The organism is Bradyrhizobium guangzhouense, from assembly GCF_004114955.1.
Lineage (GTDB): Bacteria > Pseudomonadota > Alphaproteobacteria > Rhizobiales > Xanthobacteraceae > Bradyrhizobium > Bradyrhizobium guangzhouense.
The window spans coordinates 6380298-6403790 of record NZ_CP030053.1 but is presented as its reverse complement, the minus strand read 5'-3'; the positions used below and the strand labels follow the sequence as shown (position 1 = coordinate 6403790).

19 protein-coding genes are annotated in these 23493 nt (G+C 64.8%); 9 read left to right on the top strand and 10 right to left on the bottom strand.

Translation table 11 applies throughout. The features are described from left to right. Window positions 1–4: 4 nt before the first annotated feature. The gene (locus tag XH91_RS30540) at window positions 5–460 is read left to right on the top strand and encodes an Lrp/AsnC family transcriptional regulator (protein ID WP_128954040.1); all 456 of its coding nucleotides are present in this window, start codon (window positions 5–7) and stop codon (window positions 458–460) included. Between the two features lie 132 nt (window positions 461–592). Here XH91_RS30540 and XH91_RS30535 read toward each other — a convergent pair whose 3' ends face one another. Genes XH91_RS30535 through XH91_RS30525 form a run of 3 tightly spaced genes read right to left on the bottom strand, consistent with a single transcriptional unit; the run spans window position 593 to window position 3835 of the window. Then, window positions 593–1378: a fumarylacetoacetate hydrolase family protein gene (locus tag XH91_RS30535; RefSeq protein ID WP_128954039.1), complete on the bottom strand. Its 786-nt coding sequence runs from the start codon at window positions 1376–1378 to the stop codon at window positions 593–595. A 15-nt stretch (window positions 1379–1393) separates the two neighbouring features. Further along, on the bottom strand, window positions 1394–2761 hold the full coding sequence (locus XH91_RS30530; protein ID WP_128954038.1) for an LLM class flavin-dependent oxidoreductase: 1368 nt from the start codon (window positions 2759–2761) through the stop codon (window positions 1394–1396). Between the two features lie 21 nt (window positions 2762–2782). After that, window positions 2783–3835: an Ldh family oxidoreductase gene (locus XH91_RS30525; protein WP_128954037.1), complete on the bottom strand. Its 1053-nt coding sequence runs from the start codon at window positions 3833–3835 to the stop codon at window positions 2783–2785. A gap of 297 nt (window positions 3836–4132) precedes the next feature. Here XH91_RS30525 and XH91_RS30520 point away from each other — a divergent pair, with 297 nt between their 5' ends. Continuing rightward, entirely contained in the window at window positions 4133–8245 is a 4113-nt protein-coding gene (locus XH91_RS30520) for a bifunctional diguanylate cyclase/phosphodiesterase (RefSeq protein ID WP_164933670.1), read from the top strand. 40 nt (window positions 8246–8285) lie between these two features. Here XH91_RS30520 and XH91_RS30515 read toward each other — a convergent pair whose 3' ends face one another. Both XH91_RS30515 and XH91_RS30510 read right to left on the bottom strand, forming a co-directional pair. Then, a complete protein-coding gene (locus XH91_RS30515; protein ID WP_128954035.1) occupies window positions 8286–9092 on the bottom strand; it encodes a WecB/TagA/CpsF family glycosyltransferase in 807 nt (268 codons plus the stop codon). Beyond that, window positions 9085–11373 (bottom strand): GumC family protein, encoded by a 2289-nt coding sequence (locus XH91_RS30510; RefSeq protein WP_128954034.1) that lies wholly within the window; start codon window positions 11371–11373, stop codon window positions 9085–9087. The genes XH91_RS30515 and XH91_RS30510 overlap by 8 nt, the downstream gene beginning before the upstream one ends. A gap of 771 nt (window positions 11374–12144) precedes the next feature. Here XH91_RS30510 and XH91_RS30505 point away from each other — a divergent pair. Beyond that, the gene (locus tag XH91_RS30505) at window positions 12145–13173 is read left to right on the top strand and encodes a glycosyltransferase family 2 protein (RefSeq protein WP_128954033.1); all 1029 of its coding nucleotides are present in this window, start codon (window positions 12145–12147) and stop codon (window positions 13171–13173) included. 18 nt (window positions 13174–13191) lie between these two features. Here the strand turns inward: XH91_RS30505 and XH91_RS30500 are convergent, their stop codons facing one another. Continuing rightward, a complete protein-coding gene (locus XH91_RS30500; protein WP_430648528.1) occupies window positions 13192–14163 on the bottom strand; it encodes a glycosyltransferase in 972 nt (323 codons plus the stop codon). A gap of 231 nt (window positions 14164–14394) precedes the next feature. Here XH91_RS30500 and XH91_RS30495 point away from each other — a divergent pair, with 231 nt between their 5' ends. The 4 genes from XH91_RS30495 to XH91_RS30480 all read left to right on the top strand — a co-directional run bounded on the left by XH91_RS30495 (window position 14395) and on the right by XH91_RS30480 (window position 19094). Further along, on the top strand, window positions 14395–15462 hold the full coding sequence (locus XH91_RS30495; protein ID WP_164933669.1) for a glycosyltransferase: 1068 nt from the start codon (window positions 14395–14397) through the stop codon (window positions 15460–15462). 49 nt (window positions 15463–15511) lie between these two features. After that, window positions 15512–16864 (top strand): O-antigen ligase family protein, encoded by a 1353-nt coding sequence (locus tag XH91_RS30490; RefSeq protein WP_128954030.1) that lies wholly within the window; start codon window positions 15512–15514, stop codon window positions 16862–16864. A gap of 127 nt (window positions 16865–16991) precedes the next feature. Then, on the top strand, window positions 16992–18134 hold the full coding sequence (locus XH91_RS39100; RefSeq protein WP_164933668.1) for a GNAT family N-acetyltransferase: 1143 nt from the start codon (window positions 16992–16994) through the stop codon (window positions 18132–18134). Between the two features lie 75 nt (window positions 18135–18209). Further along, entirely contained in the window at window positions 18210–19094 is an 885-nt protein-coding gene (locus XH91_RS30480; protein ID WP_128954029.1) for a protein-L-isoaspartate O-methyltransferase family protein, read from the top strand. 292 nt (window positions 19095–19386) lie between these two features. Here XH91_RS30480 and wrbA read toward each other — a convergent pair whose 3' ends face one another. Next, on the bottom strand, window positions 19387–19986 hold the full coding sequence (wrbA, locus tag XH91_RS30475) for an NAD(P)H:quinone oxidoreductase (protein ID WP_128954028.1): 600 nt from the start codon (window positions 19984–19986) through the stop codon (window positions 19387–19389). A 44-nt stretch (window positions 19987–20030) separates the two neighbouring features. Beyond that, entirely contained in the window at window positions 20031–20729 is a 699-nt protein-coding gene (locus XH91_RS30470) for a pirin family protein (RefSeq protein ID WP_128954027.1), read from the bottom strand. Between the two features lie 116 nt (window positions 20730–20845). Here XH91_RS30470 and XH91_RS30465 point away from each other — a divergent pair, with 116 nt between their 5' ends. After that, window positions 20846–21781, top strand: a complete 936-nt coding sequence (locus XH91_RS30465) for a LysR family transcriptional regulator (protein WP_128954026.1) — start codon at window positions 20846–20848, stop codon at window positions 21779–21781. A 73-nt stretch (window positions 21782–21854) separates the two neighbouring features. Here the strand turns inward: XH91_RS30465 and XH91_RS30460 are convergent, their stop codons facing one another. Continuing rightward, window positions 21855–22112, bottom strand: a complete 258-nt coding sequence (locus XH91_RS30460) for a hypothetical protein (protein ID WP_128954025.1) — start codon at window positions 22110–22112, stop codon at window positions 21855–21857. Between the two features lie 155 nt (window positions 22113–22267). Here XH91_RS30460 and XH91_RS30455 point away from each other — a divergent pair, with 155 nt between their 5' ends. After that, entirely contained in the window at window positions 22268–22618 is a 351-nt protein-coding gene (locus XH91_RS30455) for a hypothetical protein (protein ID WP_128954024.1), read from the top strand. A 6-nt stretch (window positions 22619–22624) separates the two neighbouring features. Here the strand turns inward: XH91_RS30455 and XH91_RS30450 are convergent, their stop codons facing one another. After that, window positions 22625–23449 (bottom strand): adenylate/guanylate cyclase domain-containing protein, encoded by an 825-nt coding sequence (locus XH91_RS30450; RefSeq protein WP_128955047.1) that lies wholly within the window; start codon window positions 23447–23449, stop codon window positions 22625–22627. Between the last annotated feature and the right edge of the window lie 44 nt (window positions 23450–23493).

The following is a 23493-nucleotide window of genomic DNA, read 5'->3' as shown; positions in this document are numbered from 1 at the left end:
CTCGATGATCGAAGACCATGACACGCTGATTCTTGCCCATCTCCAGAAAGACGGTCGCGCCACCAACCAGCAACTCGCCGATGAGGTCGGCATGTCGACCTCGGCCTGCTGGCGCCGGGTGCGCGCGCTCGAGGACAGCGGCGTCATCCGCGGCTATGCGGCCCTTGTCGCGCGCGAGCAGGCGGGATTTGCGATGTCGGCCATTCTCCATGTTTCACTGGAGCGGCACGACGCCAAATTCGTCGACGAGTTCGTCTCGCGCGTCACCACCCGCCGCGAGGTTCTGGAGTGCTTTGCGACCACGGGCGATGCCGATTACCATTTGCGCGTCGTCGTGCAGGACATGGCGGCCTACAACCGCTTCCTCGACGAGTTCATGTTCCGCATCCCCGGCATCCGCTATGTCCGCAGCAATGTGGTGCTGAAGGAGATCAAGACCAGCGTGGCGCTGCCGTTTTGAAGAAGTGCCGTAGGTAGGTTAGCCGAGCAGATGCGCGACGCGCGTCTGCTCGGCGTAACCCACCGCTTCTGTTTCCACGGAGATACACAGTGGTGGGTTACGCTTCGCTAACCCACCCTACGGCACCGGTACCTACCTCTGCTCCCGCACAAACCTGTTCCGCAGCGTCCCGACGCCGGTGATCTCGATCTCCACGACATCGCCGTGCTTGATGTCGGGCGACGCACCGTCGGTGCCCATCCACATCACGTCGCCCGGCCACAGCGTGAAATACTTCGTCAGCTCGACCAGGAACGGCACCACACCAAAGATCATGTCGCGGGTCGCGAAGCGGTTGGTCTCCTTGCCGTTGACGCGGACGATGGTCTCCATTTTCGCGATGTCGGCCTCGGTCTCGATCCACGGGCCCATCGGCTTGAACGTGTCGGCATTCTTCGAGCGCCATAAGCCGCGATCGGCCTTCTGCCATGACCGCTCGCTGACGTCGTTGCCGATGGTGTAGCCGAACACGCAATCCATCGCGTTCTGTTCGGTCAGATGCTTCGCCTTCTTGCCGATGACGACCACGAGCTCGCCCTCGTAATGGATATTCTCCGTCGCAAAGGACGGAATCACGACATCCTCGTCATGCGCGATCAGCGCATTCTGGGCGCGGTAGCCGATCTCGGGCCTGTCGGGCACGGCCGGCACCGTGCCGGCCTTGTCGGCGGCTTCCTTGAGGTGTTTCAGGTAATTCAGGCCGACGCAATAGAAGGTGCGCGGGATCAGCGGCAGCTCGATCTTCACTTGCGCCAGCGGATGCGTGCGCGACGTGCGCTGCCATTCGCCGAACGGATCTCCGTCGACCGCGATCACCTGGTCGCCGTCCATGATTCCCCAGGAGGTCTTGCCGGAGGCGGTGAATTTCAGCCAGCGCATATTGTGTCCTCGTCGTTATTCCGCAGCATCACGCGGCTGCACCTTCCACGCGCCGGCGGCGGGCCGCTTCAAGCCGAGATTCTCCCGCAGCGTCTTGCCGCGATAGTCCTTCTGGAACAGGCCGCGCCGCTGCAATTCCGGCACCACATGCTGCACGAAATCGGCATAGGAGCCTGGCACGTAAGTGGCCGCGATGACAAAGCCATCGCAGCCGCGCTCGACGAACATCTCTTCAAGCTTGTCCGCGATCTCCCTGGGACCGCCGACCATGGCGTCATGCACCTGGCCGCGGCCGGAGAAGGTGACGAAGTCGCGCGCGCTCGGATTGCTCTTGCCAGAGGTCTTCAGCACGCCGTCGCGGATGCCCAGGATGCCCTGCATGCTCTTGAGGTCATCCGTCGTCAGGGGCGCGTCGAGATCCTTCGAGGCGAAGTCGTAATTGAGCGCTTCCGATAGCAGCGACAGCGCGTCGATCTCGAGCGGCAACTTGTTGATCAGCGCCATCTTGTCCTCGGCTTCCGCCCTGGTCGCGGCGCAGACCGGCGTGGTCAGATTGCAGAGGAACATCTGATCCGGATCGCGTCCGGCCTTCGCGGCTTCGTTGCGCACGGCGGCATAGCCATCCTTGGCGCCCTGGAGATTGCGCGCGGCCGTAAAAATCACCTCGCCCCATCGGCCGGCAAAACGCTGGCCGCGGCCGGATGCGCCAGCCTGGATGATGACCGGATGGCCCTGCTGCGAGCGCGGCACGGTGAAAGGTCCGCGCGACTTGAATGCCGGTCCCTTGTGGTCGAGCCGCTTCACCTTGCTCGGATCGGCAAAGCGGCCGCTGGTCTTGTCCATGATCAGCGCGCCGTCTTCCCAGGTGTCCCAATGGCCGAGCACCACCTCCATGAACTCGTCGGCCTTGTCGTAGCGGGAATCATGCTCGGGATGGGAGTCGCGTCCCATGTTCAGTGCTTCGCCGTCGTTGAGCGAGGTCACGACGTTCCAGCCCGCGCGCCCGCCCGACATCAGATCGAGCGTGGCAAAGCGGCGGGCGACATCGAATGGCTCGTAGTAAGTCGTTGAGCAGGTCGCGCCCAAGCCGAGCTTGTCGGTCACCATGCCCATCGTGGTCAGCACGATCAGCGGATCCATCTTCACGCAACGGATGCCGTATTCGACGGTGTGGGCGTGATCATTGCCGTAGCGGTCCGGCATGGCGAGACGATCGTCGAAGAAAGCCATGTGGAATTTGCCGGCTTCGAGAATTTTCGCGATCTCCTGGTAATAATCCGCCGACATTGAATCGCTGCGCGAGTCCGGATGCCGCCACGAGCTCGGCAAGTTCGTGCAGTTCTGCGCCTGAAGGAAGCCGACCAGGACCATCTGCCTGAACATGCTGCTGTTCTCCGGATTGTGTCAGGATAGATCGAGGACGGTGTCGAGCCTGTAGTCGCGCGCCAGCGCGCGTAGCTTCTCCCAGGTCGCGTCTTCGACCGCGATGCCGTCGCGCCATCGCTGATGCTCGCGCAAACCCTCGAGCTCGCCGGGATAATAGACGCCCTTGCTGCCCTCGGACGGCGGCGTCGATTTCAGATAGCGCGCGAACTCCGCAACTTCGCGCTTGAACTCCTGCAGCGGGCGGAATGCGGCGACGTTGAACACCGCCATGAAGCATCCGTCATTGTGCCGTCCCGTCGGTTCGACGCCGAAGCCGAGCCCCGTGAGAAGGCCGCATAGCACCTCGACCATCGCGGCGAGACCGCTGCCCTTGTAACCCTCCGTGCCGCCGAGCGGCAGCAGCGCGCCGCCCTTGCGATACTGCGTGGGATCGGTGGTGTGCCGGCCCTCGGCATCGATGATCCATCCCGTGGGGATCTCCTCGCCGCGGGCGACGGCGAGCTGGATCTTGCCGGCCGCGACCGCCGACGTCGCCATGTCCAGGTAGAACGGCGCCTCGAGATCGGACGGCACGGCGATCGAGATCGGGTTGGTGCCAAGCCGCGCTTCCTTGCCACCGAACGGCGCGACGTGTTTTGGCGAGCGGCCTGAATCGGCAGTCGCGATCCCGATCATGCCCTCGCGCATCGCCATCAGCGGATAGGCGGCGAGGCGGCCGACATGGCTTTGCCGGAACACGGTGCAGGCGGCGACATTCGCGGTCTTCGCCTTTTCGATCGTCAGCGCCATCGCCTTGGCGTTGACGTGAAAGCCGAAGCCCCAGTGTCCGTCGATCACGGTCGTGGTCGGCGATTCCTGGACGATGGTCCAGGCCGCACCGGGGACGATGTGCCCGGCCTTGATGCGGTCGATATAGGTGGGAACCGCGATCACGCCGTGCGAATCGTGACCGGCGAGATTGGCGTTGACGCAGCCGACGGCAACGGCATCGGCCTCTTCCTCGGAGGCGCCGGCGGCACGGAGCAGCGCAGCGCTGACGCGCGTGAGGCGGTCGGCCCTAACGATCGGCATGGCGTTCCCTCGGCTTTCGTGCCCTTCACGGGCTGCTCGTTGGAGGCCATCGTCTCAAAGCCCGAGTGCGATATCAATCTCCCGTAAACCAATACAGGGCTGCAAATTCGTAAACAGAGCGCGCCTTTCGTCGAAGCTTTCCTCCCGCGGGGCGGTATTCCCGGAAGTTTTCTAGCCGTCATTCGTTGCTCGTTCACTCTGATTGGCGGTTTCCCCGCCGCAATAACGACCACTTAGGCGATGTCAGTTCATAAAGTACCCGGGATAAATCGGCAGAAATGCCCGGGAGTTGAGATCGTGCCGACGTCACTCGCGCGCACTTTTGCGGCGCTGAGCGCCATTAATGAAGCGATCCTCTACGCGAAATCGCCGGACGCGCTGTACCAGATGGTCTGCGACGCCGGGTTTTCGAGCGGGGACTTCATGGCCGTCGCCGTGTTCCTGGTGGAGCCGGAGGGCCAGCACTTGCGCTTCGCTGCCGGGCGTGGCGACGACGTCGCGCGCCTGCGCGCGATCAAGATCACCACCGAAGCCGGCGCACCCGAGGGCTTGGGCGTCGGCGGTGAAGCGTTTCGCAGCCGGAAGCTCTGCATCAGCAACGACTATTTGAACGATCCGCGCTCGCTGGCATGGCGTGAGGGCGCGGCCAGAGCGAATATCGGTGCCGCAGCGGCACTCCCGCTTCTGTGTAACGGCACAAGTATCGGCGTGCTGTTCGTGACCCGCAGCGAGGCCGGCTCGCTGAGCGACGAGATGGTCTCGCTGTTCGAGCGTATGTCGGCCAACATTTCCTATGCGCTGGAGAATTTTTCGCGCGAGACCGCGCGGCAGAATAGCGAGCGGGCGACGCGGCGGCTCAACCGGATGTTCAGTGCGCTCAGTGCGACCAATGAAGCCATCCTGCGCGCCAAGACAGAGCAGGAGCTGTATCAGCTCGTCTGCGACGCCTCGGTGCATGGCGGAAAATCGATCGCAACCTTCGTCCTGCTGAAGGAACAGGACTCCCATTGGCTGAAGCCCGTCGCGGGCACCGGCGAGAATCTGGAGATTGTGGCGCGGACCCATTACTCCGCAGATGCCGAGAATCCCTACGGGCGCGGCATTTCCGGCGAGGTGTTTCGAACACAGAAACCCATCATCGAGCGCGATCTCGCGCGCCGCACCAAGGGGACGCCGTGGGAGCAGTCCAATATCAATACCGGCGTCGCGGCGCTAGTCGCCGCGCCGCTGGTCAAGCACGGCCGAAGCATCGGCGTCATTCTGTCGTTCCTCAGCCAGTCCTGGGCCAGGGACGAGGAAGTCGTCGGATTGATGCTGCGCATCGCCGAGAACGTCTGCTTCGCGGTCGACAATTTCGACCGTGAGGCCGAGAAGGCGCGGATCGCCGAGGAGGAGGAGCGCCTCGCGCGCATGTATGCGGCGCTGAGTGCGACCAACGAGGCGATCCTGCGCGCCCACTCGCGGGCCGAGCTGTTCGACCTCGTTTGTGAAGCGACTGCAAAGGGCGCGAAATTCACCTCGGCCGCCATAGCGCTGGTCGATCACCAGGCCGAGCTGCTCCGCGTTGCCGCCTGCTATGGTCCGAACGCGGATACGGTTCGCGGCTTCAAATTTTCGACCTCCGATCAGGTGCCCGAGGGGCGCGGGCTGACCGGAACGGCCTTCCGCACGCGCCAGCCCTGCATCAGCAATGATGTGCTGTCCGACGACCGGATCAAGCCCTGGGCGGACAATGCCCGCCGCACCGGCATCGGATCCGCCGCGGCGTTGCCGCTGTTCAACGGCGACCGCATCGAGGGCGTATTCGTGTTCAATTCGCCGGAGTGTGGCACGTTCACGCCGGAGTTTGTCGAGCTGCTGCAGCGGCTGCAGGCCAATGTCGCCTTCGCGCTCGAGAATTTCGATCGTGAGAACGAGAAGGCGAAAGCCGACAAGCAGCGCAATCGCCTCACCAGCATGTTCGAGGCGCTGAGTACCACCAACGAAGCGATCATGCGCGCGAAGACACGCGAAGAGCTGTTCGAGGTGGTGTGCCAGGCGGCCGTGCTGGGCGATGTGTTCGCCTCGACGACGATCGGAATCCTCGACGAGACGCGCGAACTCGTTCGCGTCGTCGCGGTCAAGGGACGCCTTCACGAGCGAATGGCCGGGCGCACGTGTTGCGTGTCGCCGGGGCATCCCGAGGGGGAGGGGATGATCGGGACTTCGCTGCGAACCCGCCGGCCCAGCGTCATCAACGATTATCTGAATGACCCGCGATCGACCCACTGGCATGAGAGGGCGAAAGAGGATGGGACGCGCGCGGCAGCCAGCTTTCCGCTGCTCCGTGCCGGCGTTGAACCGATCGGAATTCTGCTGTTTCTCGCGCCCGAAGAGAATACGTTCACCCCGGACCTGGTCGAGCTGCTTGGGCGCCTGGCGGAAAATGTCTCCTTTGCGCTCGACAACTTCAATCGCGCCGAAGAAAAGGCCCGCACCGAGGCGCAGAAGGAACGCCTGACGCGCATGTTCGCGGCGCTGAGCGCCACCAATGAAGCGATCGTGCGCGCCAAGTCCCGCACCGAGCTGTTCGAGCTCGTCTGCCAGGCCGCCTCCGCCGGCGGCAAGTTCACCTCGACGACCATTGCGCTCGCCAGCGCCGACAGCGATCAGCTCGCGATCGTCGCGACCGCGGGGCCGTCCGCCGACACCACCCGCAACGTCCGTCTCTCCATCGACGCCGGCCGGCCCGAAGGCCGTGGCATGAGCGGAACGGCGTTCCGCACGCGCCAGCCTTGCATCAGCAACGACTATGTCAACGACAGTCGTGTCAGCGCCTTCCATGCCGTCGTCCGGGCCGACGGCGCGCGCTCCGGCGCGGCATTCCCGCTGATCACGCACGACAAGGCGGTCGGCGTCATGATCTACATGTCGACGGAGTATGAGACCTTCACGACCGAGTTCGTCGAGCTGCTGGAGCGCCTCGCCGACAACGTCTCTTTCGCGATGGAGAATTTCGATCGCGCCGACGAGAAGAACGAGGCCGACGAGCGGATCGAATACCTCGCCTCGCATGACAGCCTGACCGATTTGCCGAACCGGGAAACCTTCAACGGGCTGCTGCGCGGCGCGATCGAGGAAGCTCAGCGCCACGACCACCGCTTCGCATTGCTGTTCATCGATCTCGACCGCTTCAAGGTCATCAACGACTCGCTCGGGCACGAGGCCGGCGATCTGCTGCTGCTCGAGGTCGCGAACCGCCTGCGCAATGCGCTGCGCGCGAGCGACGTGGTGGCGCGGCTCGGCGGCGACGAGTTCGTGGTGATCCTCGATCAGTGCGGCCAGATCGACGCCGTCCAGCACATCGCGACCGAGTTGCTCGCCGCGCTCGCCGAGCCCATGGAGCTCGCCGGCCACGAGTGCCACACCACGGCGTCGATTGGTATAGCGATGTATCCGGCCAACGGTGCCGATGCACAGACCCTGACCAAGAATGCCGACATGGCGATGTATCTCGCCAAGGAAGACGGCAAGAACGGCTATCGCTTCTTCTCCAACGAAGTGAAGACGCAGTCGATCGAGCGGCTGTCGCTCGAGAGCGCGCTGCGCCGGGCGCTGGAGCGCGAGCAGTTCTCGCTGCATTACCAGCCCAAGGTCGACATGGAGACGGGGCAGATCACCGGCGTTGAGGCGCTGCTGCGCTGGAGCCATCCCGATCTCGGCAACGTCTCGCCGGCGCAGTTCATCCCGCTTGCGGAAGAAACCGGCCTGATCGTGCCGATCGGTCGCTGGGTGCTGAACGAAGCTTGCGCACAGGCGATGGCCTGGCAGCGCCGCGGCCTGCTCCCGCTGTCGATGGCGGTGAACCTGTCGCCGCGGCAGTTCGCCGACGAGCATCTGTTGCAGGACGTCGACGAGGCCCTGGCGGCCTCCGGGATGTCGCCGGTGCTGCTCCAGCTCGAAGTCACCGAGAGCATGATGATGCGCAATGTCGGTCGCGCGCTGAAGGTGCTCGACGCCATCCAGAGCCGCGGCATCCGCCTTGCCATCGACGATTTCGGCACCGGCTATTCGTCGATGTCGCTGATGAAGCATTTCCCGATCGACACCATCAAGATCGATCGCTCCTTCGTGCGCGACTTGCCGCAGGATTCGGAGGACCAGGCGATCGCGCAGGCGATCATCAGCATGGGCAAGGCCCTCGGCATGACCGTGGTCGCCGAGGGCGTCGAGAACGCCGAGCAGGAGGCCTTCCTGCGCACCCATGGCTGCGACGAGATGCAGGGCTTCCTGATCGCAAAGCCGCTGCCGGCGAACCAGATGGCCGAGCTGCTGCGGCCGATGGAGCTGCCGATGGCGCCGCCGCTCCAGCCGGAGACGGACCTGGCCGGGGACGACGCGGGGCCGGTGTTGAAACGCGCTGTCGTCTGACGGCGGGCTCGGCGTGATCTGAGCGGATGCGCGAGGCGTCTCAGCGATTGAATGGCCGGTTGCGGCTGAACAGAAGATAGATCGCGCGCGGGTTGGTGGTCAAATAGCGCCAGAACAGGCGGCGCGGTTCGAGCCAGGTACGCCAGGCCCATTCGAGCCCGACCCTCTGCATCCACCGCGGCGCGCGGGATCGGCTGCCCGACAGGAAGTTGAACAGGCCGCCCGACGTCTTGATGACGCCGACATTGGTAAGCAGCGGCGTGTACTCCTCGACAAACGCCTGCTCGTTCGGGACACCGAGCGCGACCCACAGGAAGTCGGGCGCAAGCGCGTTGATCTCGTCGACCTTGGCCCGCAGCGCCTCGCCACGGAGATAGCCATGGCTGTGGCCGACGATCTTGAGCTTTGGATACATGTTCTGGACGCGCCTCACGGCCGCGGCGTTCTCCTCCTCGCTGGCACCGAGCAGGTAGAAGGTGCGACCGGTCGCCTCCGCCTTGCGCGCGACGACATGGAACAGGTCGGTCGTGGCGACGCGCTCGGGCAGGGGAAACCAGGACTGCAGCTTCGAGGCCGCGACCAGCGGTTGGCCGTCGGCATTGATCAGATCGGCGGCGCGGAACAGACGTTCGGTCTGCGGCTCGGTCGAGCAGCGCGCCAGCACCTCGCCATTGGCAGAGGTCAGGTACAGCGGGCGGCTGATACGGTGACGTTGGTCGGTCGCCTCGATCATGAAGTCGGCGGTTGCTTCCAGGTCGAGTGCGGCCATGCGCAGGCCGCCGACGGTGATCCGGGGCACGTCGGCGGTTGCGGCCCGACCCTCGAGATTGACGCGACGCTCAAGCATATTGTTTGCCTCGCTGGCGCGTTTGGGTCGCCGGGGTGAGCTCGTCGAGCACGACGCCGACGAGCTTGCGCTGGGCCGGGCCGAGCGCGGTCAGGATCTCTTCCATGCTGTCGTTGATGTCGAGGCTGGTCGGCAGCACCGCCACCAGCGCGTCGGTGTCATCGAGTAGCTTGCGGCCGGCGGCCGAGAGCGGCATCGCGGGGCCGTCGAGGATGACGAGGTCATAGCGGCCGGCCGCACGCGCCTGCGCGATCGCCTTGCGGATGGCATCAGTCGCCTTGCCGGCATCGCTCTCGGTCGCCGGCAGCACGGAGATGCCGTTCACGGTCTTGATCTCGCGCGTCGTCTTGCTGCCGATCGCGAGCCAGCCGACCTTGCCGGCTTCGGACTTGCCCGGACGTTTGACCTTGCTCGAGAGCGCGTGCGCTTGATGATCTGCATCGATCATCAGCACGCGGCTGCCGTCGCGCGCGGCCGCGAGCGCGAAATTCAGCGCGCTCACGCTACGCCCCGTGGTCTGGCCGGCCCCGACGAGCGCGATCACGGGCGTCGTCTTGCTGCCGGTGCGGCGCGCCATCGCGGCGCGCATGTCGCGCAGCGCGTTGAGCAGGGTCGTCAACGGAAATCCGGGACGAAGTGTCGGCCAGCCTAACCGGGTCAGATCGACGCCGCTGCCGGTTGCGAGAATGCCGCCGAGCGTGCGGATCACGTCCGCCTCCTGGAGGCGGGCGATCAGCGGCTTCTCGACCAGCGCAAGCGCGGGCGCAGGCGCGGCGGCTTCGACCTGGGGCTTCGCAATGTCGGGCGCAGGCTTGCGCTCGCGGCGGCCCGGTTCGGGTGCGGCCGCGCCGTTGAACAGATGCTCGGCCGCGACGAACCAGAAGGCGGCGGCAAGCCCGCCGAAGATGAAGCCGATCATCGCGAACAGGGTCATGCCCGGCGGGAACGAGCGGCGCTGCGGCACCGTTGCCTCGCCAATGACGCGGGCCGCCGAGGTGTTCAGGGTTTCCTGTTCCTCGGTCTCGCGCGACCGCTTGAGGAAGGACTGATAGACGTCGCGGCTGGCGTCGGCCTCGCGCTCGAGCTCGCGCAGGCGCACGGCCGCCTGGCTGAGCTGCACGCTCTGCCGCTTCTGCACTTCCAGAGCGCGGTTGAGCGAAGCCTCGTAGTCGCGGGCGCGAGTCAGATCGTTCTTGGCGGACAGTGCAAAACGGTCGATCTCTTCGTTGATGGTGCGCTTGAGGTCCTCGACCTGCTTCTCGGTCTGCCGCAGCGCCGGGTGGCGCGGGCCGAGCTCGGCGGTCTGCTCCGCATATTTCTTGCGGGCATCGGCATATTGCGCGCGCAGGTTTGCGATCGTCGGCGATTGCAGCGCTTCGGGGATCGCGCCGGCATCGGCGGCGGTCCGCTTGTTTGCCTCGATCTGATCCAGCCGCGCCTGTGTGTCCATCGTCGCCGCGCGGGCCGCGGACAGCCGCTGGTTGCTCGAAGAGAGCTGCTGATCGGAGATCAGCGCATCCTGGGTGCCGACGAAATTGTTCTGGGCCTTGTAGGTGGCGAGCGCGGTCTCGGCATTGCGCAGCCGCTCGCGCAGCTCCTTCAGCCGGCCCGACAATTCGCTGGTGGCGCGCCGTGCGGCGAGTGCCTGGGAGTTGCGGGACTCCGTGAGGTAGGCGTTGGTCAGGGTATTGGCGAGCATCGCCGCCTTTGCCGGATCGGTCGACCAGACCTCGATGTCGACGATGAAGCTCTTGTCGGTCTTGCGGATCGTGATGTGCCTGTTCAGCGCATCGAGGGCGGCGAGCTGCACCTCCTTGGTTTCCGCAGCAGAGGGCGCGCGGGGCTGCAGACCGATCAGGCCGAGCAGTGACGAGGCCAGCGTCTTGCTCTCGCCACCGAACTCCGGATCCTTGTCGAGGCCCGCCTGCTGGATCACCTGCAGCAGAACGCTGTTGGAGGTGATCAGGCGCGCCTGGCTCTCCACCAGCATGGACATGCCGGAGACGTCCTGCGCGCGGGGCGTCAGCTCGCGATCGACCAGCTGAAGCTCGCGCGGGTCGACATAGAGCTGCGCGGTTGCGGTGTAGCGGGGTGTCAGGCTCTTGCCGACGGCGACGGCGACGCACGCGCCGATCAGTGCCGCGGAGGCAATCGCGATCTTGCGCCGCCACAGCAGGTTGGCGAGTTCCAGCACACTAAAGCCGGCCTCGGATTTTCGCTGCGGGGCCTCCGACCCGGTCGGATTCCTGGCCCGATCAATCGGCTGGTTATAGTCAAGCATAGTCCCCAGCTTTCATTCCAACGGTCGCGGGCTGAGGGGTTACTCTTCGCTTTACGCCTCGCACCGGGGATATAGGTGCGCAACCAACGCAACAGGGAAAATTAACCATACTCATTGAGGGACTATTCACCGAAATGGCAAACAAAGCGTTTAAGCGCAGGCCGCCATTCGCCGCGTCGTTGTGCCGCCTCGGTGCCGGCAGCTCCCCAGTGATTAACGGTTCGTTACCAGGCGTGCCCAGCGGTGCGCGCGCGTCCGGCATCGCAGCGTGATGGCGTGGTTGCGCGCGCATGGCCTCAGGCCCGTCGCAGGATGACGTGATCGTCGCCGCGGCGCGCTTTGGCCGTCGCTGCAAACTCGATCGTGGCCGACTTGTGCATCTTCTCCAACCGCGCTTGTTCGACTCAAATTTACAGGAAAAATCTGGCGACATCGAAGAGCAAATCCGATGCCGCGGGACATCACCGATCGCGGTGCTTACAGTCCGGTTAATCGGACCCCACGTTAACTACGGCATCGTCCGTGCCAGCGCTGCCGGCGCGTGATGGACTACGAATTGCAGTATCACGCGCCGAGGAATTCGCAGGGAAAACACGCAAAAGCGGTTGAGCGCATGATAGGACGTTTCACGGCCGGAATATCGTCGTCGCGGTGCAATTCGATCACGCGAGCAGGCCGCTCATTTTGGCACGCATCTGTCTCGTGTCGCCGTGTCGTCGCGGGACAGTGGACGCAGGGCTTTCTCAACATATCTCGGGCATTGAGAACGCAATGACGCTGATCCCGACAGATTTGTCCGCCAGCCGGATCTCGGATTCCATGCGCGATCCCTTCAGGGAGATCGCGGCGAGCTCGCGCGTCATCGACCTTTCGGTCGGCATCGTCGTTTGCATTCCCTGCTTCCGCCGACCCGACCATCTGCGGCTCACGCTGGATTCGCTGGTCAATCAGCGCACCCCGCGCTCTTTCGCGGTGGTCATGGTTGAGAACGACGCGGCAGGGCGCGCGAGCGCTCCGGTGGCTGCGGAATACCTCGCGTCCGGCAAGCTCCAAGGCATCTGCCTGGTCGAGCAGCGGCAGGGCAATTGCCAGGCGATCAACGCCGCGTTCGAGACGGCGCAGGCGGTGTTTCCCTCCGCGACCCGCTTTCTGATGATCGACGACGACGAGATCGCGTCGCCCGATTGGCTCGAGCTGATGGTTCGCACGGCGGAGGCGACCGGCGCCGACATTGTCGGCGGACCGGTGCTGCCGGTGTTCGACGATGACAGCCGGCCCTGGCTCGCGCGTCATCCGGCCTTCTGTCCTGCCTACGATTACACCGGCGCCGTGCCGATGATCTATGGCTGCGGCAATTGCCTGATCACGCGCGCCGCGTTCGACCGGCTCGGCAGCCCCGCCTTCGATCTGCAATTCAATTTTCTCGGCGGCGGCGATTGCGATTTCTTCTATCGCGGCCGCAATGCCGGCATGATCTTCCACTGGACCGCGGAAGCCATCATCACCGAGACCGTGCCGCAAAGCCGAACCAGGCTCGGCTGGATCGCCAGGCGGGGCCTGCGCATCGGGGTGATCAACTACCGTGCGCGATCGAAAGCCGCGCGCGGTGTGGCGGCACGGGCGCGCCTGTTTGCGCAGACGCTCGGACGACTGCCGCTGTCCCTGGTGCGCTCGGTCCGCCTGCTGACGTCATCGAGGGCTGTCGTTGCGATGCACCCCTTGCTGGTGGCCGTCGGGTCCGCGCTCGCGGCATTCGGCTTCGATCCGAAGCCTTATGAGGCCTCGAAGATCGTCTCCTGACGCGTTCGCGCCGAGACGCTAGATCCCAAAATAGGAAAGCGCGATCTTGATCGCGGACCGCGGCACCGCCTTGAGCGATCGCCGGCCGACCATGCCGAGATAGGCAAGTGCGTCGCGATGTCGCCCGAAGCGGACGGCCTGCGTCGCGGCATAAGTGACGAGATGGATCTCGGCCGCCCGCCGCAGCCGCGCTGCCGCGCCCGATGGCAGCTTGCCAAGGATGAGCTCGTCACCGAACACGCGCGCCACCGCCGGGAAGAAATCCTGCGGCGTTCGCACGGCCGCGTTCATCGTGTTGGCCGTGTGCAGCCGGTAGTCGAGCAGAAGCTTTGGCACATAGGCGAACTCGCCGGTCGCGGCGAGCCGGCACCAGCAGTGCCAGTCCTCGCAATAGCGCAGCGAAATGTCGAAGCCGCCGGTGGTGCGGAAGGCGTCGGCGCGAACCAGCATGATGCCGCCGTTGACGATGAAATTGCCGCCGGCGAGCCGCTCCAGGACCTGACCGGAGGGCTTGAGGCGTCCCTTCAAGAGATCGCGGCGGCCGATCGACCGCCCCGCGCTGTCGATCGTGTTGTAGTCGCCATAGACCAGCACGGCGCGCGGCGCGGCCTTTGCCGCCGCCAGCAGCGTCGTCACTGCATCCGGCCGCAGCCGATCATCCGCGTCGAGAAACATCAGCCAGTCCCCGCGCGCATTCCGTGCGCCGAAGTTTCGCGCGGCCGACACGCCGCTGGCATCGTTCCTGATCAGGCGAAGCCGCGGACCGTGGATGGCGTGGACGATGGTAATCGTGTCGTCGGTTGAGCCGTCATCGACGACGATCACCTCGGCGACGCCATCTTGCGCGAGCGCGCTTGCGATGGTCTCGCCGATATAGGCCGCAGCATTCTTCGCAGGGACGATGACCGACACCACCGGCGTTGCCGCACGCGCATCCGCGGCCGCGGGCGCGGCGGTCGGTGCATCTAGCGTGGCGTCGGCGAGGGTCAAGCGAGGGCTCGTCGTGTTTAAGGATCTGTTAACCAGGCGGCCCGCAGCCGCGGTCTGGGCACGCGTATGATACCCACATAAGGACGAAATCGTTGTTGCGAAGGCCACCCGGATCATCGGTTTCGTAGATTACCGTTAAGCCCGTGGCGTTAAGTCTGTCACTGATCTCGAGAGGTGCGACAGCCGGTCTCATGCGACAATGCGAGGCCCTGATGCCGCGGATGGATGCAAGTGCCCGCAAAGACATTCGACTACGATCCCGACGACATGATCCTCAACCTGTTCTTCGAGGACAAGGACGATCGCTGGTTTCCCGGCGACCGCCATTTGCGGCGCATGGCGCGCAAGATGCTGTTCGGCGAGCCGCGCATGAGCGGACAGCTGCGCGTGTTCCTCAATCTCTGTGCCGGGCTCGATCGTCTGGGCATCCGCTACCGCGTCAACGACTACCGCTACATCGCGCAGCACCCGGAGGAGGTCGCCTGCATCATCGGTCGCGCATTCCTGCTCGACAAGTTTGCGTGGAAGAACCCGATCCTGCTCGGCGTTTGTGCCTATAACCATCCGTTCGACGATCCCGACCTGTTCAAGCGGCTTCCGGTCAAGAAATTTCTGGTGCCGGGCGATTGGTATGCCGAGATGTACCGGCCGCATTGGCCGGAGACGGAAGCCTGGCCCGTCGGCATCGACACGGATCAGTGGGCGCCGTCGCGCCCGCGCGACAAGACCATCGACGTCCTGATCTACGACAAGGTCAGCCTGGATCGCGAGCGCCACGTGCCTGAAATGGTCGAGCCGGTTCGCGCACGGCTGACGAGGGAAGGCCGCTCCTTCACCGAGCTGCGTTACGGCAGCTACAAGGAGGAGGACTACCGGTCCGCGCTAGCGCGTTCGCGCTCGATGATCTTCCTGTGCCAGAACGAGAGTCAGGGCATCGCCTATCAGCAGGCGCTGTCCTGCGGCGTGCCGGTGTTTGCCTGGGATCCCGGTGGCCCGTGGCGAGATCCCGACTATTATCCGCACCGTGTCCAGTTCGCGCCCGTCTCGTCGGTGCCCTATTGGGACGATCGCTGCGGGCTCAAGTTCACCGACCAGGCCGGCTTCGAGGAGCACTGGAGCGATTTCTGGGCTGGCTGCACCGCGGGCAAATTCGATCCGCGCGGCTATATTCTCGATAATCTGACGCTGGAGCAGCGCGCGCTGCAATATTACGAGATGGCGCTCAGCGTCGCGCGGCAGAGCCGGGTTCCTGCCGCCTCAGGCATGCTGGTTGACGGATGGTTAACGGGGATGGGGTAGACCCGAGGTAGCCTTTGGGGTCCCTCATCTTCCCGTCAGGCCGTGAGGCATGGATCGCAGCGCCGCAGACATGACCGACGTCGAGGCCCGCTCGCCGGGCCAGGCGCTGCGCGATGCGCTGGCGAAGTTCAACGCCGTGAACGCGGCGCGTTGCCTGATTGCCGTCGCGGCCCTGCTGCTGGTCCTGATCACGCTCGATCCGTTTCCAGATCTGCGCAACCCCGACGTCGCAGCCATCGTCAGCGGACGATTGGCGACGACCTACATGTCGTTCGGATTGCTGGCGGCGGTCGCGGTGCTGTTCACCCTCGCGGCCGACGCGCCCTCGCTCAGAAGCCTGGTCACACCGCTGCATCTCTGCCTGATCGGCTGGATGATGATCAATCTCGCGTTCTCCGAGAGCCGCGAAATCTCGATCCAGCGCTTCGTGCTCGCGGCCAGCGCAACCACGCTTGCCGTCCTGGTGCCGCTGCTGCCGCCGACGCAACGGAGCTTCAATCTGTGCCTCGGCGGCGCCGCGCTGGTGCTGCTGGTGACGTGCTATCTCGGCATCATCCTTGCCCCGCACTATGCGATCCACACCGCGCTCGACATCACCGAGCCGCAGCTTGCCGGCGACTGGCGTGGCAGCTTCGGCCACAAGAACATCGCCTCGCCGGTCATGTCCATCCTGGTTTATATAGGCATTTACCTGTCATCCGCCGGCTCCTTCGTGCTGGGGCCAGCGATCGCGCTGCTATCAGGCATCTTCCTGATCTTCACCGGCGGCAAGACGTCGACGGTGCTGTGCCTTGTGATCTATGCCCTGGCATCGCTGGTCTACGTCATCAGGAGCCTGTGGCTGAAGCGGATCATCTGCTTCGCGCCGCTGATCGTGATGAACCTGCTGACGGTCGGCAGCGTCGTGAGCCCGGTGCTCGGCAGCATTACGCGGGCGCTTCCGATCGACCCCACCTTCACCGGCCGTTCCGAGATCTGGGAGTTTGCACTCGGAGCCGTCGCGGAAAGGCCGATCACCGGGCATGGCTATGCGGCGTTCTGGGACGGTGCGGCGGAGGGAAAGACCATTCAGGGCTCGGAATGGGCGGTGACTGCGGCGCATAGCCACAACAGCTATCTCGATCTGGCCGTCACCATCGGCCTGCCGGGCCTCTTGCTCGTCATCCTCATCTTCGTGCTCGAGCCGCTGCGCAATTTCCAGGAGGTCCAGGCCCACAACCGCAGCAACGCGCTAGGCAAGCTGTTCCTGACCATCTGGCTGTTCGGCCTGTATTTCGGGGTGACCGAAACCTTCCTGGTCGAGCGGCAGAATCCGGTCTGGTTCATGTTCGCGCTTGCGGTCGCAGGGCTGCACTTCCTGGCCAGGTTCCAATGCATTGCGCAAGCGGAACCCGATCACTGACAAGATGTCGCAGCCGCGCATGCGGGGGCGCTGACGGTAACCGCTTAACGATAAGCAGCGACGTAACTTGTGGTCTGCGGCAAAACATAATCTATCTGGGCGTGTTCAGTAATTGTATGCCCCGCAAATGGCGTTTCTCAGCCTCGAGCAGCTAGACGGTCGGGTATCCAGCACGTCGGGAATCTCAGTCGATTTCCTGCGTGACTGGCAACAGGCCGCATTGCGCCTGGACGCCGGACATCGCACCGCGTTTCAGCATGGTTACTGGCTGGGAGCCTGGTACGGAGCGTTTCACGGCGTCGCGCCGCTGATCGCCGTCATCACCGACACGGCGACGGCCAAGGACATCGCGCTGGTGCCGATGTTCAGCCACTTAAGGCGCGGCGTCCGTATCGTCGAGTTTGCCGATCTCGGCGTCTCCGACAACAACGCGCCGATCGTTGCATGCGATGCGAGTTTCGATGCGCCCGGCGCCGAGGCGATCGGTGCGGCACTGGTCGATGGCCTGCGCGCCTTGCCCGACGGTTTCGACCTGCTTCGTTTCAAGAAGATGCCGTCCTATGTCGGCGCCAAGCCAAACCCGCTGGTGTCGCTCGGCCGTTCCGGCTCGTGCTCGCTCAACGGCAATCTCGTGCTGACCGGCGATGACTATGCGGACTATCAGGCCTCGATCAAGCGCATGCAGATGCCGCGCTGCTGGCGCGTGTTCAGCCGCCATGCCGGCGCGCGGTTCGAGATCGCCACCGACGTTGCGCGCGCGCACGAGCTTCTGGATGTCATCGATGTGCAGCAGCAGGAGCGCATGCAGCAACTGGGCTCGCCGTTCGTGCTCAACGACGCGGCCCATGCCCGCTTCTACCGCGATGTCGCCCGGCAGGGCGTTGCCGAAGGCTATGCGGTGATTTCGGCGCTCGTCTGCGACGAGGGCATTGTGGCGACCACGTACGGTGTCAGATACGGCGCGACCTATTATTTGCTGCGCATTGGCCATGCCGGCAAGCGGTGGGCGAATTGCTCGCCGGGGCTGCTCGTGACCGAGCGCACCATGGCGGCCTTGCATGCGCAGGGCGTGCGGCGCTTCGATCTCAGCATCGGCAATCACGACTACAAGCGCCGCTTCGGCGCCGAGCCGGTGCCGCTGACCGATGTCAGCGTCGCGCTGTCCTGGCGCGGTCTGCCTTTCGTTCTGCGCGACCATGCCGCGCAGGGACTGCGCCGTCATCCAAGGCTGGCAGCATTGGCCGCGCGTGCCATGGGCAAGACGCGCTGATCCGTCGCCGGTTGCGGCGGTCACCCGAATATCGCATGAATTGTGCTATCGTGACGGCCTCAGCCAGGAGGCGGCATGCCCGATCGTTCGGACAAATATCGCGCGTTCTTTGCACAATTGATCTGCGCCGCGGCCAGGGCCACGGACCCTCGTCTCGAGCGGGCGTTTCGCAATGTGAGGCGCGAGGCCTTCGCGGGGCCCGGGCCGTGGTCGATCTCGCTCGGCGGCCATCCCTATGTCGTGACGCCCGATGACGATCCCGCCTATCTCTATCAGAACGCGCTGCTGGCGCTGGATCGGGAGCGGGGCATCAACATCGGCATGCCCGGCGCGCACGCGCATTGGCTCAGCGGCTGCGCTGTCAGGGAAGGCGAGAGCGTGCTCCAGATCGGCGCGGGCACGGGCTACTACACGGCGATCCTCGCCGAGCTTGCCGGGCCCGATGGCCGCGTCTACGCCTATGAGATCGACGAGCGCCTTGCCGGGCTTGCGCGCGAGAATTTGAAGGACATCGGCACTGTCGAGCTGCGCGAGCGCTCGGGCGTTGCCTCCGATCTGCCTGATGTCGACGTGATCTATGTTTGCGCGGGCGCGGCGCAGCCGGCGACCGAATGGTTGGATGCATTGCGGCCCGGCGGCCGGCTGGTGTTTCCGCTGGCCCCGGCCGGTGTGCTGGGCGGCATGTTGATGGTCACGCGCCCGGAGCAGGGCGCGGCCTGGCCGGCGAAATTTCTGAGCCGGGCTCAGTTCATCGGCTGCGCGGGACTTCAGGATGAAGAGGCAGGCCGGCGGCTGGCCGAGGCATTCGCGAAAGGCTGGGAGGGTGTGCAATCGTTGCGGCGAGGAGACCAGCCTGACGAGACCTGCTGGTTCGCCGGCGACGGCTGGTGGCTTTCAACGGCACCCGCATCCGTGCCTGATGTCAGCGTCCCGCCGCACGCGGATATCACGCGGGCGTGACGGACGACGATCCCGCGCACTCGGCACAGTGAAAACGGCCGCGCGAGGCGCGGAACAAGCTGCGGCAATACCAGCGCCGTGCGAGCGCCTGGGCCGGCCTGCGGATCATTTGTGCAATCAAGAGAAGTTCGAAAGCCATGTGTCTCGTAAGTCCTGCGTCCAAAAAGTCCTGCGTCCAACAAGTCCTGCGTGTCGTGAGCCGTGTCGTTGTTGCCCACATAAATGGGGCGGCATCCCGTAAGAAGAATGCCGCCCGAGTCGTATCAGCCATGCAGCCGATCGCGCGTAAAGCTTAACCGTGCAGCTTCTTCGCGGTCTCCGCGATCTGGCGGCCCTGATAGCGCGCGCCGGCAAGCTCGTTGGCGCTGGGCTGGCGGCTGCCGTCGCCGCCGGTGATCGTGGTGGCGCCGTAGGGCGCGCCGCCGGTGACCTCGTCGAGCTTCATCTGGCCGGCAAAGCCGTAGTTCATGCCGACGATCACCATGCCGAAATGCAGGAGATTGGTGATGATTGAGAACAGCGTCGTCTCCTGGCCGCCATGCTGGGTTGCGGTCGACGTGAAGGCGCCGCCGACCTTGCCGTGCAGCGCGCCCTTGGCCCAGAGCCCGCCGGCCTGGTCGAGGAAGTTCGCCATCTGCGAGGCCATGCGGCCGAAGCGGGTGCCGGTGCCGACGATGATCGCGTCGTAATTGGCGAGGTCCTCGATCTTGGCGACGGGGGCTGCCTGGTCGACCTTGTAATACGAGGCCTTGGCGACTTCGGCCGGCACCAGCTCGGGCACGCGCTTGATGTCGACGGTGGCGCCGGCTTCGCGCGCGCCTTCCGCGACGGCATTGGCCATCGCTTCGATATGGCCATAGGCGGAATAATAGAGGACGAGAACTTTGGTCATGGTGGTCTCCGTTGGGATTGGATGCGATGGCTGGTTGTTGGGTGTTACGCGGCGTCGACGAGCACGAGCTCTGAATCTTCCAGCGCCGTGATTGTCAGCTTGCTCTCGTCGCGGATCGCCGCGCCGTCGCGGGCGTTGACGCGCACGCCGTTGATCTCGACCGCGCCGGCCGCAGGCACGAGGTAGAGGTGCCGCGTCTTCTGCGGTTCGTACTCGGCTCTTTCGCCGGCCTTCAGCGTGGTGGCGAGCACCCGCGCATCGGCGCGGATCGGCAGCGCGTCGGTGTCTTCGGCAATGCCGCTCGCGATCGTCACGAGCTTGCCGGAGCGATCGGCCTTGGGGAACGGCTTCGAGCCCCAGGTCGGCTGACCGCCGCGCGCGGTCGGCTCGATCCAGATCTGGAAGATTCGCGTCCTGGTCGGCTCGAGATTGTACTCGGAGTGGCGGATGCCGCTGCCGGCGCTCATCACCTGCACGTCGCCCGCTTCGGTGCGGCCTTCGTTGCCGAGGCTGTCCTGATGGGTGATCGCGCCCTCACGCACATAGGTGATGATCTCCATGTTGGCGTGGGGATGGGCGGGAAAGCCGGTGTTCGGCGCGATCTCGTCGTCGTTCCACACCCGCAGCGCCCCATGACCCATGTTGTTCGGATCATAATGGCTGGCGAAGGAGAAATGATGTTTTGCCTTCAGCCAGCCGTGATCGGCGCCGCCGAGCTTGTCGAAAGGTCTGAGTTCGATCATCGGATTTCTCCAGTCGTGAATTCCTGATCGGCCTTGGATAAGCCGCCGCCTGTGTTATAGAAATAGAAACTGTTGAAACACATTGTTTCCATATCGATCCGTCACGGACTCCCGCCATGGCCAAACTGCCCGATTTCGAGGCGCTCGCGATTTTCGCAAAAGTCGTGGAATTACGGTCGTTTGCGGGGGCTGCAAGCGAGCTCACGACGTCGAAGGCCACGGTGTCCAAGGCGATCACCCGCCTGGAAGAGCGGTTAGGGGCGCGGCTGTTCAACCGCACCTCGCGCCGCCTTGCGCTGACCGATGCCGGCCACAAGCTCGCCGATCGCGCCACGCGGCTGCTCGCCGATGGCGAGGCCGCGGAGAACGAGGCGCTGGCGCAATCGGTGGCGCCGCGCGGCCTGGTGCGGCTCGCGGTGCCCATGACGTTCGGCATCAAGGCGGTGGCGCCTCTGCTGCCGGAGTTCTTCGAGACCTATCCGGAGGTCTCGGTCGATCTGCACCTGAGCGATGCGACCGTCGATCTGATCGGCGAAGGTTTCGACATGGCGGTGCGGATCGCGCGGCTGCCGGATTCCTCGCTGATCGCGCGGCGGCTCTTCACCATGCCGCGCTTCACCGTGGCGGCGCCGTCCTATCTGAAGAAGCACGGCCGGCCGACGCATCCGATGCATCTCGCCCAGCACAAATGCTTCAGCTACGCCTATCTCTCCACGCCCAATATCTGGCACTACACCAATTCTGCGGGCGAGCAGGCCAGCGTCCGCCCCGGCGGCCTGCTTCGCGTCAATAACGGCGAGGCGCTGATGCCGTCGCTCCTGTCGGGTCTCGGCATCGCGGAGCTGCCCGAGTTCATCGTCGGCGATGCGATCTCCTCCGGCGCCGTCGAAGTGATCTTGAAAGACTGGAAGCAAGCCGAAGGCGCCGTGCACCTCGTCACCCCACCCGGCGGCCCGAGGCCAGCGCGCGTCGAGGTGCTCGGCGATTTCCTCGCGGCGAAGCTGCCGGGCACCTGCAAGCGGAAGCCGAAGAAGGGTGGCAAAGCCGGCTAGATTCTAGTTGATCCTCGAAGCGGCTATCGTGGGATGGGCAAAGGCGCTCTTGCGCCGTGCCCACCATCTCCAACTACGACACCTTCACGCCGTCGATCGCGGCAATGCGCAAGGTCGGCTTCAGCGTCTTCTCGAGCTCGGTCTTCAATTCATGCACGCGCGGGTCGGTCGAGCGCGCGGCGCACACCGCGTATTGATGCACGGATTGCGTCAACGCGCGGCGGGCTTCCGGCGTTCTCGTGATTTCGGGCTTCGACAGCCGCAGGACGACCGCCGCCAGGTTCACCAGCATCTCGTCCAGGGCGACGTCGATGGTCGCGAGTTCTCCCATGGCAGAGTCCCTCCTTACGCCCCCCGGCAAGACTTTTTGCCAAGCCGACGGAGGGGCATAGGTTCCAGCCGCTTTCTCACATTTTGTTGTTGGTCCAGAACCTGTCCGCGCCTCATTGATTGAAGAGAAATCGAGCGAATTGGAAGGATCGGAACATGCGAACAGAGCGGATTGCGCTGGGTGTGGCGCTCGCGATCGGCGGCATCGCGCAGAGCGCAGCATTCGCCGAGGAATATCGCGGAACCATGGAGCAGCAGATGGCCTGCACGCCGGACGTCTGGCGCCTGTGCAGCGACCAGATTCCGGATGTGACCCGCATCACGGCGTGCTTGCGACAGAACACGCCGCAACTCTCCAGCGGCTGCCGCGCGGTGTTCGAGTCCAACAATCAGATGCCGCCGCAACAGCCCGTTCCGCGCAATCGCGCCGCGCCGCCGCGCTACAACGATGTGCCGCCGCCACCTCAGCAGCTGCAGCCACGGCCGTACGACAATGATGACGATTGACGCTGGCTAGCGGCGGTCCTGTTCCGGTCGACGTCCGAGCACCGTCCGCAAGGCGGCGCCAAGGAGAATGACCGCGACCGGCCAATGGAACCAGATTTTGTGCGCGCCGGTGAACAGATTGATCAGAATCAGGAAGGCCGAGACCGTGAGCGCCGCTGCAATCGGGCGGGGCAGCTTTCCCAGCCAATCCGAAACGGCATTCGTGGACGACGATGGCTCGCGCCTGTCGTCCATCCACGCACCGCGCGCGCGCTCTGAGGGAGCCCGGTTTGGCTCGATCGGGATGCTTGCTGGCCCGGCGGGGTGGCCGCCCAGGGTGACCCGATAGCTGGTCAGGGGCGCAATGTTCTTCATCGCCCGCTGGCCGAGACAGTCGAAGCCAACCGACAATTTGTTGTGCACCTGATCGTAGACGGAGCTCGAGATCACGACGCCGCCGGGATCAGCCAGCTCTTGCAGCCGTGAGGCGATATTGACCCCGTCGCCATAGATGTTGGTGCCGTCGACCATCACGTCGCCGAGGTTGATGCCGATGCGAAACTGCATCGGGTTCGCCCGCGGCGCGTCGGAATCCTGACGGGAGATTTCCTGCTGGATCTCGATCGCGCATTGCACGGCCTCGACCACGCTGGCGAACTCGGCGATCACGGCGTCGCCCCAGGTATTCACGATGCGGCCGTCATGACGCTCGACCAGTCGCGCAATGGCCGCGCGCGAGCGGCGGAGCGCCTCCAGCGTTCCGGTCTCGTCCGCTTCCATGAGCCTGGAATAGCCGTACACGTCAGCGCACAGCACGGTCGTCAGTCGTCGTTTCACCTTGTCGTCGGGCATGGTCATCACACTAGCCTGCCTGAGCGGCAAATGCACCAGGCACC